Source organism: Desulfosarcina variabilis str. Montpellier (assembly GCF_048565275.1).
GTDB lineage: Bacteria > Desulfobacterota > Desulfobacteria > Desulfobacterales > Desulfosarcinaceae > Desulfosarcina > Desulfosarcina variabilis.
Map to the genome: position 1 here is coordinate 5,100,718 of NZ_CP159846.1, position 13,386 is coordinate 5,114,103.

Below are 13,386 nucleotides of genomic sequence, written 5' to 3' on the forward strand. Positions count from 1 at the left end.
CTATCGTATTACCATGCTTACCCCTTTTCATGCATACCAGAATTTGAATCGCCAAGTTTAGGTAACAAAAATTTGGCGGTGGTGACGGTTTTTTGATGGAATTCGGACAATTCATTGGTGAAAAGAGAACTGCTGCGAACTGAATCAGGTTGAAATGCGCTTCAAATCAAATGAGGATTAACTAAACTGGGCGATTCAAATTTTGGGAGGCAATAATGACCTATCGTGTTACCATGCTTGCCAATTTTCATGCAGATCAAAATTTGAATCGCCCAGTTTGGTTATTCATAAATGTGTGCTAGCACAACGGTGACATTGTCTTTTCCCCCAGCCGTTTTTGCCAGGGCGATCAATTCCTTTGACTTTTCCTCTAATGGTCGATTCTCCCGTAGTATCGTTGAAATGTTGGCATCCTCAACCATATCGGTCAGCCCGTCACTGCATAATAAAAACAAATCGCCTGTACTTTTGCGCCCTTTAATTACATCGATGGTGATTGTATCACTTACGCCGACCGCTCTGAGGATTACATTACGCATGGCATGCCGTCTGGCTTCCGCTTGAGAAATAAGCCCCTGATCGACTTGGTCCTGAACCAGGGAGTGATCTTTTGTCAGCTGCTTAAAGCCATTATTCTTTAATCGATAGGTTCTAGAATCGCCAACATGGCCAACGACAAACCCATTGTTAAAAAAAACCAACAGTTCGGCGGTGCATCCCATTCCATGATCACTTGGATTGCGTTGAACATGGTTGAGGATTTTTTTGTTGGCCAAGTTAAATGTTTTTTGTACCTTTGCGATGGCATCTGTTTCAGCCTCACCATCATAACCGTCGAAAACTGCTTTTGCTGTATCGGCGAAAATCTGACTAGCCACTTCACCGGCAGCAGCGCCGCCCATACCATCTGCAACCAAACAATAATGGCGTATCTTATTAATTAGGTAAATATCCTCATTATTGGGACGGATATTCCCCACATCGGTAGCCCCATGATATGCAATCATCATTGATTCCTGAAGTACCTTTTTACAACCTCTCATTTTCAAAAAGGTTGATCGAATGCGCTACGCCAAACAATCACCGCCGACCTTTGATATCGGTTCAACACTCAATAATTAATTGATATTATTGCGTACTTAATAAAATGTCAACGTGCTTCTTTCATATATTTTATCTGATAATAATAGGGTTAAAAAAAAATTTATATTTTTCACCTTTTCATTCATCATTATTTGAACAAATATCCAGCCAAAAACAAATCAAGTTTTCGAGATTGTGTCATAATAACAGGGAATCGGCTCTGAAATAGAATATTTATATTGGTAACAGGGAATTGCATGCGAAAAGGAGTTGAAATTTCTTGACAGCAACCATGGGTTTGCGGCTATAGTCAAAGCAATGTGACATCAGCGTCTAGTTTCAGCCAATTAATGATACACATTCTCCGATAGTAAAAGATTTAATCCTTTAGGTGGGACAATATGCCCCAAACGCCAACCATCACCATTCAGTTGGTACACATACAGGGCCCGTTAAAAGGCCAAATCAATGAATTTTCAGAATTTCCCATTCTTATTGGAAGGCAAGCCGCTTGCCAAATCCGCTTTAACAAAGAAATGAAGACCATTTCCAGGCAGCATGCCCGTATCGAATGCAAAGGCAACCGATTTCGAATCATCGATGTCAGTACGAACGGCACCTATGTTAATGGGAAACGGATTTCTGATGTTTACTTAAGAGATGGCGATGTAATCACTTTTTCAGAAAAGGGGCCCAAAGCTAGCTTTTTGACAAAAATCGGTGCCGGCAGCACTACCGTTCCATCAACGCATCCAGAAATAAACAAATCTAAATCCAGCGATTCATCGACGATTTCCTCTCCGGCCTCTCGTCTAACCTTGGGAGCTGATCAGGAGATCCAGGTCTTTAGCACGGATGCGCCACTGGTCATCCAGTACGGTCAAACGCTGCAATCTTACAATTTGTTGCCCATAACCATAGGCAGCGCCCCTGAATGCGACTTTGTCATTGCCGACAAAATGCTTGACAGCCAGCATGTCCAGATTTTTTTCTCTGATAATAACTACTATGCAAAGGATCTAACGCAAAAAGGCCGGGTAACCATCAACGGTCGCCCCGTTGAAACCCAATCGGTTCTCGCCCAGGGCGGGGAGCTTTCTCTTTCCGATCAAGGACCCAGGTTCAGGTTTCTTGGTGATGGGCGTTTGGCGGAGATACAGGAGAGAAAATCTGAGCCAGGGGAAATGACGGAAACGGATTCAGCATCCCAAGCAAAAAATAACAACCGATCCATATCACAAAAGACAAGATCCATTTTTAAAAAAATTTTCAAATGAAAATCACTATTCTGGGATCTTTTCCGCCGCTAAGGGGTATCAGCAGCTATTGCTTTGAATTGACCCGTTCAATAATCAAGCACACCTGTCAAGTAGAATTCATTTCTTTTAGAAAAATGTATCCAACCTTTCTATATCCCGGTCGGGACTTAAAAGACGATCACTCATTTCCCAAATTGCATTCCCCCAACCTGAGAGTAAAACGAAATATTGTCTGGTATAATCCAATTGGATGGATACGAGAAGGCCTAAGATGCAAGGCATCGATTCTTCACGCTCAATGGTGGAGTCTGCCACTGGCGCCTATTTACCTTTGTTTTTGTGTTATCTTTAAATTACGGCGTAAACCCGTGGTGTTTACCATTCACAATGTGATGTCGCATGAACGCTCACCCATTTTCTTTCTTATTTCTAAGCTATTATTCTTTTTTGGGGATCATTTCATCGTCCATTCAAAATTGAATAAGCAGCAATTGATTGATCAGTTTGGCATCCACCCCGACAGCATCAGCCAAATACCCCACGGCCCGCTGAATCTGCAGATCAATTCAAATGCAGATCCTGATGCCATACGAGCACAAATGGGGTTTACGCCCGAGCATAAAGTGATTCTGCTCTTCGGCGCTATTCGTCCTTACAAAGGGGTTGACACAGCTATTTCAGCCTTTTCCCGAGTAGCCAGGCAATTCCCCGAAGCACGTCTCCTGATCGTCGGCAAGCTTTGGCAAAGCTGGACGCCTTATGAATCAATGATTCGGCAATATGGGATAGAAGAACAGGTTGTCACTCACCTGGGATATATTCCTTCGGCTGATGTTCACCGATATTTTCTTGCCTGCGATCTGGTTATTCTGCCTTACCATCACTTCGATAGCCAGTCGGGCGTGGGAGGCACCGCGATATCTTTTCGCAAACCGATGATCGTCTCCCAAACCGGCGGGCTGCCTGATTTAGTGTTGGATCATCGGGCGAAAATTCCGCCAAACGATCCAATGGCGCTTGGGAATTCGATAATCCGGTGTCTCGAAGATCCTGGCCTGCTAATGAAATTGGTCAAGGATGCCGATACAATAGCAGACATTTTGTCTTGGAAGGGTATCGCCAAACAGACCATCCAGGTCTACGAAAGCTTGATCCGCTAAAAAAAGCGCACACGCTTGCGCCTCACACAGCAAGCCCAACACGGAGTGACCAGTGAGTTACCTGAAAGAAATTGCGCCTAAACTGCTCTCATATCGGCTCACGCGATGGGGAATCCGCCGCCCCGCTATGCCGCTCAATCTGACGTTTTCTGTGACTAACCTGTGTCAGTCAAAATGCAAAACCTGCAGCATCTGGCAATTATATCGCGAGCATCCCCAAAAGTACCATTCCGAGTTAAGCACAAGGGAAATAGAAAAAATCTTTAAATCAATGGGTCACATTTATGTTTTCAACATCAGCGGTGGTGAACCATTTCTGCGGCCGGACATCGTTCAAATCATCGAATTGGCCTGCAAATACCTGACGCCGGGAATCATCCATATTCCAACCAATGCCATTTCCCCCCGCTTAATCATCAAACGGGTTGATCAAATCGTCACCTTACTAAAACGTAACCATCCCCATGTCCGTTTGACCATTAAGCCCAGCCTCGATCACATCGGCGACAAACACGATGAAATTCGAGGAGTGAAAGGCAACTTTGAAAAAGTAATGTGGCTTTATAAGCGTTTGAAGGCGCTAAAACCCCATTATCCCAACCTTCACGTGGAGTTGGGAACCGTTATCTCAAGGTGGAACGTCAACGACATCGATGAAATCTCGAAGTTTGTGCAAACACTTGGCCCGGACAGCTACCGCAATGAAATCGCGGAGCAACGCTCTGAAATGTTCAACCAGCAGGATCCTATCACCCCTGACCCACAGGCGTATCGCAACGCCATTGATTTCTTTGTGGCCCAGATAAAAGAGAATAATAGAAAAAAAGTGCTGTTTCAGCGCATAACCAACGCTTTTCGATTGGTGTACTATCACCTGGCCATTCGTATCATGGAGCAAAACCGACAGGTCATCCCCTGTTACGCGGGAATTTCCAACGTTCACATGACTCCTTATGGAGATATTTGGCCCTGCTGTACGTTGGGGTATGATCAATCAATGGGCAATTTACGGAATTTTGAATACGATTTCAAAGGATTATGGATCAGCGAAACAGCCCGCCAGATTCGGCGGTTCATATACGAAAAAAAATGCGCCTGCCCGCTGGCCAACCAGGCATACTCAAACATACTGATGCATCCGCCCTCTTTGTTGCGGGTGTTGCGGGAAATTCTAATCAGCAAAGGATAACGGTGTGAGATATCTTGTTACTGGTGCAAGCGGTTTTATCGGGCCCCACCTTATTAAAAAGATCGCAGGTTCAGGCCACTTTTGCCGATGCCTCGCAAGAGATCCGAAAAAAATCAAATTCGAGTCCTCCTGCGATGTGGAAATCGTCACCGGTGATATCACTAAACCGAAAACCATAAGGGGCATTGCCGATAATATTGACTGCGTGCTTCATCTGGCCACCTTGGGTCATATGAGTAATTTTACCGTGCCGCCGGAGATGTTCATGTCTGTAAACGTGACTGGAACCGAAAACATCATGCGTGAGGCACTATCTTCAGGGGTAAAGCGGGTTGTGCACTGCAGCTCGGTCGCAGCCATGGGAATTTGCACGGACATGCCCGCCACAGAGGAAAGCCGTTGTTTTCCCCACCACCCTTACGGGAAAAGTAAATTGAAAGCCGAGGAATGCATTCGATCGCTGGTAAGAGACCGGCAACTGCCGGCCTGTATCATTCGTTTTTCAATGGTCTACGGTCCCGGAGACTGGCGGGATATGCTGAAACTAACAAAGTTAGCGAAAAAAGGGCTGTTTCCGAAAATCGGCAACCGCGCGAAACTGACGCCGCTGATTCATGTTGATGATGCTGTTCAGGGCATCCTACTCGCGGCAGAAAAAGGAAAGCCCGGTGAAACGTATTTGATCACCAACGAGCAATCCGAACCATTCGACCGAATCCGTAAGATTCTTCAACAAGCTTTGGGTGTTCGGCGATTACCCCTTTACGCACCGGAATGGGCAACCCTTTTGGCCGCATCGATTATCGAAAAAGCTTTCAGTTTAGCTGGCAAGGCACCACCGATAGCAAGAAAAAATATCGAGTCAACCATTGCCGATCGCGTTTTTTCAATTGACAAGGCCATGCGTGAATTGGGTTTCAAACCGAAAGTCGATCCTGTTGCGGGTATCATGGAAACCGTGGCGTGGTATAAGGCGAACGGATGGGTATAATAGCCAATCTTCCACAATAATAGCCGATTATCCCCACGCCAACATGGGAGATTAAGCGTATTGACATATCGTGAAGCGGGTGGCACTTTGAATTACCAATGCATTTAATTGGTAATTCTCGGTACGAAAAGGACGAAATGGAGATCAAGATGCAAAGTACGATTACCGATAGGTGTCTTTGGCTGATGCATGGATAAGTGCCAGTGCATTATTGAGTGACACAGTATTCTTGTCCACAAAGATCCCGAGTTTAAAGCCCTGGATTGTGATCAATTGTTTTTACCTTTTAAAAACGCGAGATAATAAGAAATAAACAATCTTACAACATGGCAAATCATGAAATGAGAAAAGAAACTGAAGTTTTCGGCGTTACCTATGATCGCTACGTTCTGCTTCAATTGCACCGTATTCTTACAGAGACCCTCGGGTTAAAAACAGTTGTAGAAATGCCCAGCCATGGGGCCAAGGCGGCCGGGTCACTATACTCCATTGGGTTCGGTCTGGCAGGATGCGATGTCACCCTGATCAATCCGGAGTTTGAAATGTTGAGTGCCTGGAAAGGACTGGGCATCGGAGATCGCCTGCATTTCAAATCAGACGTTGATGTATATCGGACCGGTTTTGAAACGGGTACTTTCGATCTTGCATGGAATTTCGTCACTTGGACGGAACTGTCCCACCCGGACCGCTATCTTCAGGAAATGAAAAGAATTTCATCTAAATATGTCATGCTCGTTACCTGCAATAACTTTCAGCCGGGATATCCTTGGCATCGCTTCCTGCACCTGATTTTCGGATTTCCTTGGACTCATGGACAGGTTGAGTACAACCATATTACACGTGTGAAGAATCTGTTTCGTCAATCGGGAATGAAAATCATTGAATATGGTGCGATCGACACTCCCGGCTGGCCAGATCCAAGCGGTCCCAGGGATGTGCGCTTACATCGACGATTTGGATCCGCCGGTCATAACCAGTACCTTGAAAAACCGGAATGGAAGGTTCCCATATTAGATTACGTGAAAACAGGTAATTTTCCTGATTGGATGTGCATGTTGGGCAAATGGGATATGCTTTTCAGAAAAGGCGTTTTTAAATTGCCAATGAGCCATTTGTTTTATGTGATGGGTGAAAATTGAACTTTTACTTAAAACTTAATGTCGTGAATGTGGTTGTAGAAATATTCAGAGCACTTGGAATTACTATAAGAATAGAAATGGATTTCTCATTCATTGGTGCAGTGATTGTAGTTCTGGTCGGCACTATCCATTCCCTTCAGAGAATGAATCAAAAAAGAATTATTTTAAACGATCTGCATATGAATTTTATTTAAAATGAAATCAATATTGATTTTTGAAAAAAGGGTTAATCGTTTAACTTGATAGAACCAAATGCTTGATGGCATTGAACCAAGAAAAGAACCTACAGATTTCTTTTATAAGTATTTCAGAATGAAAATCCAAAATGGTTATTTAGAAAAAAATTCTGAGTCTTCAATTTACTGCGATGTAATCGCAGAATAGGATACCTAAAGTAGGCGATTTATAGAAAAAAAGAGTCCTCAAAAGTTGGATAACATGCTATAATGCTTGTTAAAAATCACCAAATTGACAACAAGCCAAAGCGCACCCAACAGGTGGAGGACTCTATGATTAAACATAGCAAAAACTACCGGCAAAATGAACTCAAAATCCGACGTATCGAAGCCACTTCTGACCGATTGACCGGCAGGGCAGGATTGTCCCTGTTCGTAGCCTATATGCACGGTATCCAAGTTTTCAGTTGGTTGGATCGCTGGTTCGGTTCCATCCGGAAGAGTAAAAAAGGCCTCAATATTACAGAGCTTTTCAAGCAAGCGCTCTGTTTCTTTGTTGACGCTACCAGTCGACGACTGACCTACTTCGATCAGATTTCTCACGATGAAGGTTATGCTGGTAGCATCGAGACGCCAATAGAAAACATGGCTTCTTCGGATCAAATGAAGCGTTTTTTCAAAGCATTTGCCTGGACACGGGTATTTTTGTTCCGGCGTCTTCTGCAGACCCTTTTTATCTGGCGTTTGCGGATCAAGCAACCCGATGTCATCGAATTGGGCATCGACACGATGGTCATGGACAATGATGATGCAAAATGCCGGCATGGCGTCAAACCCACCTACAAAAAGAAAAAGGGTTTCCAACCGCTGCAGATGAATTGGGGGCGCTTCATCGTTGATGCGGTATTTCGAAGTGGGAACAAGCATTCCAATCATGGTGATGCAGTGCAGAATATGATCAAGCACATGGTCTTGAAAATCAGATTCGAGTATCGGGGTGACGTCCCAATCATTATCCGAATGGACAGCGGGTTTTTCGACCAGAAAATCTTTGCGCTTTGTGAATTGCTTCACATCGGCTACGTCTGTGGCGGTAAAGTCTACAAAGACATCAAACAAATGGCAGACAACTGGGACAAGTCCAAATGGAAACGGTTTGAATGCGGTAAGAACAAGGCATGGCAATATGTTGAGTTCGGTTGCAAACAGGGCAACTGGCATAAATTCCGCCGAGCGATCTTTTGCCGGTTGATGCATGACGACAGCAAGCAACTCTATCTTCCCGGGTTCCGTCCTGATACCGTCATTATCACCAATATCGGTCAGGGCGAGGCAATTGATGGTATGCTGAAAAAGGCCGGGGCGATGGATTACATGACCACCCAAGGGCTCGTTGCCTGCTATCATGAACGCGGCAGCGACGAATTGGCCAACCGGGCGTTGAAGGACTTTGGGCACGAGCAATTGCCCTTCAAACGATTTGCCCCCAACGCTGCCTGGTATTATACAATGCTGGTGGGTCATTTTCTGCTTGAATCCTTTAAAGAGGACGTTAGCGCTCCGGTTTTACCGATTGGCTCCTATGCCTCTACAGTACGCAGGCGCCTGATCGATATAGCCGGCAAGATTGTCTTTCACGGTAAAGAAACAGTCCTGAAAGTATCCAGGGCCTACTTGGAAAGCCTTCGTTTACCGGAGTTGTTCAGGAGGTGTGAAGAAGTTCCGATTATCGCATAACTGTTAAACAAGGCAGAACGGCATAGCAAAACTGATGGTGAGGTGCGTGCGAAATCTGGGATAAAAAGCATATGATCATATGCTTTAAGCCTGTAAACGATTCCCGTGAGAATTTAAGACCGGAAATTGCTTGTTCTCACTTTTCTGCCAGGTTTTTTCTTGAGACACGGCTGTTCAAAAACAGAATCGCCTACTTTAGGGGATATAATTGAGCATGTATATGATCATAAGCAATTCTTCAATAAATGTATCAAATTATTGAAACCAGGAGGTGTTTTTCTTTTTCTATTCAAAATTTTTCTTGTTTTTATGCAAGGATTTTTAAGGGGCGATATGTAATGCCAGTCCATTTAAATTATTTTACAATTGGATACATTAATAATGTTTTATCTTTAAAAAACATAAATACAATCAATATTGATCATAAAATCAAGATACATAGCTTGATCAAAAGTTTATTTTCACTCATTCTTTTAACATCAATACAAAAAATTTATTTAAATCAGTTAGATCGATAGATATGCTAAAAAAGAAAAGAAAAACCATCAATGTTTAAAATTAATAATATTAGATATAATTAATTAAATTTTTAAGAAATATAATTTATATAATTTCTCTTCCCATTGGTAGTGGTTAAATTGTTGATTTTTACTGCCAGAAAAATATTGTATGAGAATGCTGAAAAAATGGGATATGCTTTTCAGAAAGGTGATTTTCAATTTGACGATTAGGCATTTGTTTTATGTGATAATAAGAAAATGAATCGATCTTTTAATTTATTAAATAATAATAAAATGTTATCAAGTTTAAAAATTGCGATAATCAGTAAATCAAACGCCGATGGTGGAGGCGCGAGTCGCATGGCCTCTGATTTGGCAAAAATACTCAATCAATGCAAAGGCATAACCGCTCATCACTGGATGGGTTATCGTGGAAATGAATGGGAACCTTATATGCGTTTTTTGTATGGTGGGAAAGCATTTCATTCTTTTCAGTTTGTATGCAGAATGTTTTCTCAATTATTAGGCTTCCCAGATTTTTTTACGCCTGAAATATTCTATCTATGGAAAAAAAAGGAAATTGACTACAATATTTACCATTTTCACGACATTTCTCGAACGTTTTCACCAATAGCATTACGCTGGTTGGCCAAAAGAAGACCGGTAGCCTGGACCTTTAGAGACTGCTCGCCTATTACTGGTGGGTGTTTATATCCGATGGAATGCAATGCATTTAGAAGTCGCTGTAGAAAATGCCCACAATTACGCGTTTGGCCCTTACAAACATTTTTAGATGCTACTGGTATAATGCAAGATTACAAAAGAGAAACAGCAAAATTGGGCATCCTTACACCAGTTGTCGCTTCCCAATGGATGGCAAAGCAAGTGATGGAGTCTGGTATGTTCTTATCATCCCCTTGTATTATTCCCAATTATGTAGATTTGGATATATTTCATCCGATGCCAAAGACAGAAGTTAGAAAAAAACTCGGTTTCAATATTGGCAGCTTTATTATAATGATGTCTGCTCCTAAGTTAGATGATAAAAGAAAAGGAGCCTTCTTCGCATTAAACGCTTTAAAGAATTTAAATCGAAAGTTTGAAGTGATTATTACTGGAAAAATTAGTTCTTCAAAACTACGTAAGCAATTTGAAGGTATTCCTATACATGAAGTTGGATATATCCGTGATCGTTTTTTGTTGGCTCAATATTATTCTGCTTCAGATATTTTTCTTTTTCCATCCTTAGCAGAAACATTCTGCAATTCGGTTCTTGAAGCGATGGCGTGCGGGACTCCTCCCGTTGCATTTCAGGTTGGTGCGATACCAGAATTAATTACACATGGTTTCCATGGCTGGTTGGCTTCATCAAAAAATATTGATGAATTAGTAAAAGGTATGCAAATTTTATTTGACCAGCCGGATATTCGGAATGCATGGGCAAAGAATGCTCAAAAAAAATCGTTGGAATATCATCGAAATGAATTTATCAATTCACATATTTCGTTATATAATAATATATTAAAATATCAGATGAAATAAGATTAAAGATTTCATATCTACCCAAAAAAAACCGGTTAATGAATTGGATGAAAATAAATTAACTACCAGTAGGTCAAACACAATTATTGCTTGACATATGGATGCTAATGTGGGCGGCGTTTTGTATGTCATATAATATCAAAAAATTATAAATACCGAATGAATTCATACCTTTACCGAAACCAAACTAATACCTTATGTTTTTCTCTTTTTTCCAACCATCAACTGAAGCAATGTCACGGATGCCTGCTCATAATTCTACAAACTCCCTGATTCAAATCTGAAAGAGCAAGAATTTCAAATTCTTAATTCAAAAATCTATTTATAAGGGTTGATACTAAAGTCTATTAGGAATTAATTATGGCAAATTTCGATAAAATCGTAAATTTTTTGGACAATCTCAAACCAGCAGTTAAGGTGATTTCTTTTGACATCTACAACACATTGTTAATCCGACTTACACCACCAGATACAGTTTTTCAAATTTCTTCAAAATACATGTCAGATTGCATACGTGATTCATTTTTTCTGGATATACCCGCAAATTGGATTTATAGCCATAAAAATAAATTTAAATTAAGATATGACCGTTTGTATTTTATTCAGGAAGCTGAATGGACAATATCAATGTGGCTAAAAGCAATGGCGAGAGAAATTTCTGTCGATCCAGAAAAGCTAATCGAGCTTGGTAAAAAAATTGAAGTGAGAGCAGAATTTGAAAACACAGAAGCTTGGGATGGTGCATCGGAAGTTCTACGTATGGCAATAGATCGAGGATTTCAAATTATTGCGACCAGTGATATGTGGCTTGAGACTGAAGAAATGGAAGCACTACTAACTAGATTTGAATTACACTTTCATCGTATATTTTCATCTGGTAGTATGGGCGTTTCTAAGCGAAGAGGTACTATATTTCGACGAATTCAAAATGAAATGGGGTTGCCAGCTTCCTGTTTTGCACATATCGGAGATAATCCCAAGGCTGACTTGGTTCGACCAAGGTTAGCAGGCTGGTCATCACTTAAAATATCCAACCCCACTGCTGAAAAATATACAATTTTTCCAAAAATTAATGGTTTTTATTTCAAAAAACAAAGCCTTTTCAAAGAAATTCTTCAGATATTGCAAGGGCCTCCTTCCTCGAAAGATCTATCGCCTTTTTTTCGTACCGCTTTTGATGATCTCGCACCTTTATTAATACTATTTTCATTTTGGCAATGGCGTAAATTTTTTGACAAAAATTTAGATGCGGTTTTTTTTATTGCTCGAGATGCTCGCGCCATGTTCGATGTATATGAGCTGATATCAAATTTTCTTCCTAACAGTCCACCTCGTTTTTATGTACGTCTTTCAAGAAAATTATTAACTATAGCACACCCAGAAGACCTCTTATTGAATGTAAAACACCTCCCTGGTAAGGCCGGGAAAAGAAAGATTGGCCACTGGTTAAGCAATTTTTCTTTAAGTACGGATCTTTTAAGCCGAATTTTAAAAGATTCAGGCTTGGACGAAAATGACAATTTTTCAAATAAATCTCGAAATGCATTGAAAGGGTCTATCCTTCGACATAAAGCAGAAATTGAAGCCTGTGCTCAAAAACAAAAAAAATTAATAAAAGAATACTTATTTCAGCAGGCTGGTACAAGCTCATTGAATAGAATTGGTTTGGTTGATTCTGGATGGGCATGCACTATTCAGGATTGTTTGCGCAACACTTTCAAAGATGCGAAATTGATAATTGGAGCTTATTTAGGAATTAGCGCTCAGGGTTCCCTACCGACACCTGAAAACCAGAAATTTGGATTCCTTCGAGATGATTTTCGAAAATTTCGCCATATGAATCCACTTGAAGGTTCTGCAGGTGTAGTCCGCCTTTGGGATACTTTACTGAGGGAACCTACCGGGACAGCAACTATATTGTCAACCGAAAATACCGGCGAGGTGGTTCCAATTTTGACTGAAACATCAGCAATCGGAAACGTAGAACGAGAGGCTGCGGATTCCATTCAAAAGGGAATTACCAAAGGTGTTACAAAAAGATTTAAGGCAATTAAGCTCCTTTCAACTTTGCTTGATCGATTTTCTGATACCGATATAGAATTAGCTGCCGCTACTATATCAAGGCGCATTACTACATGTCCTGGATTTGAAAAAGCTTCGGCGTTTCTTAATCTCGAATTTGATGAAGGAACTGAAAATGGAAGAACCGCATCATTTGGGCTATCGGGAATAAAAGAAGGAGTGGCTTGGTATCCCGGTATTCTCTCTTATTATAGGCTTTCTTTTATTTATCCTGCGTTGGAAATTATTGCAAGATTAATTCTGGATAAAAAGATTAGCCGTAAAACAGAGATAGACTGAACATAATTTGATAAATTTTATCTTTTTTTTGCAGAATAATTCAGTCGAAATCGTGAAAATGTATGGCCTTAAAATATATACGAGGCACGGAATGACTGGTCAGTTTGAGCGGAACAGGAATATTCAACAATTCTTAATTTGTAAGCGTTCAGGGGGTATTCTGGATGTTTACCCTCCAGTCGTAACCATCAGAAAACAAAAGAAAAAACAAGCCATCAGCAACTGTCTGAAATAATTGAAAAAATCGCT

General features: G+C 41.3%; 9 protein-coding genes and 1 pseudogene. 9 read left to right on the forward strand and 1 reads right to left on the reverse strand.

The features are described 5' to 3' along the window. Positions 1–281: 281 nt before the first annotated feature. On the reverse strand, positions 282–1,010 hold the full coding sequence (locus Dvar_RS22985; RefSeq protein ID WP_419655461.1) for a Stp1/IreP family PP2C-type Ser/Thr phosphatase: 729 nt from the start codon (positions 1,008–1,010) through the stop codon (positions 282–284). Between the two features lie 474 nt (positions 1,011–1,484). On the opposite strand from Dvar_RS22985, the pseudogene Dvar_RS22990 reads away from it, so the two are divergent. The 9 genes and pseudogenes from Dvar_RS22990 to Dvar_RS23030 form a co-directional block, all read left to right on the forward strand. Further along, a pseudogene (locus Dvar_RS22990) lies at positions 1,485–1,751 on the forward strand (FHA domain-containing protein); the annotation flags it as partial. Positions 1,752–1,790: 39 nt separating this feature from the next. Next, positions 1,791–2,360, forward strand: coding sequence for an FHA domain-containing protein (locus Dvar_RS22995; RefSeq protein WP_419664147.1), 570 nt, complete (start codon positions 1,791–1,793; stop codon positions 2,358–2,360). Next, the gene (locus tag Dvar_RS23000; protein ID WP_419655462.1) at positions 2,357–3,502 is read left to right on the forward strand and encodes a glycosyltransferase family 4 protein; all 1,146 of its coding nucleotides are present in this window, start codon (positions 2,357–2,359) and stop codon (positions 3,500–3,502) included. The genes Dvar_RS22995 and Dvar_RS23000 overlap by 4 nt, the downstream gene beginning before the upstream one ends. Positions 3,503–3,554: 52 nt before the next feature. Further along, entirely contained in the window at positions 3,555–4,691 is a 1,137-nt protein-coding gene (locus Dvar_RS23005; RefSeq protein WP_419655463.1) for a radical SAM/SPASM domain-containing protein, read from the forward strand. 4 nt (positions 4,692–4,695) lie between these two features. Further along, complete coding sequence (locus Dvar_RS23010; RefSeq protein WP_419655464.1) at positions 4,696–5,682, forward strand: NAD-dependent epimerase/dehydratase family protein; 987 nt, start codon at positions 4,696–4,698, stop codon at positions 5,680–5,682. Between the two features lie 446 nt (positions 5,683–6,128). Next, positions 6,129–6,821 carry a methyltransferase domain-containing protein gene (locus Dvar_RS23015; RefSeq protein WP_419664148.1) on the forward strand — a complete coding sequence of 231 codons (693 nt, stop codon included), beginning with the start codon at positions 6,129–6,131 and terminating at the stop codon, positions 6,819–6,821. Positions 6,822–7,330: 509 nt separating this feature from the next. Next, positions 7,331–8,734, forward strand: coding sequence for an IS1380 family transposase (locus tag Dvar_RS23020; RefSeq protein ID WP_419655465.1), 1,404 nt, complete (start codon positions 7,331–7,333; stop codon positions 8,732–8,734). A gap of 758 nt (positions 8,735–9,492) precedes the next feature. After that, on the forward strand, positions 9,493–10,776 hold the full coding sequence (locus Dvar_RS23025) for a glycosyltransferase (RefSeq protein WP_419655466.1): 1,284 nt from the start codon (positions 9,493–9,495) through the stop codon (positions 10,774–10,776). A gap of 360 nt (positions 10,777–11,136) precedes the next feature. Beyond that, positions 11,137–13,137 (forward strand): HAD family hydrolase, encoded by a 2,001-nt coding sequence (locus Dvar_RS23030; protein ID WP_419655467.1) that lies wholly within the window; start codon positions 11,137–11,139, stop codon positions 13,135–13,137. Positions 13,138–13,386: the final 249 nt, after the last annotated feature.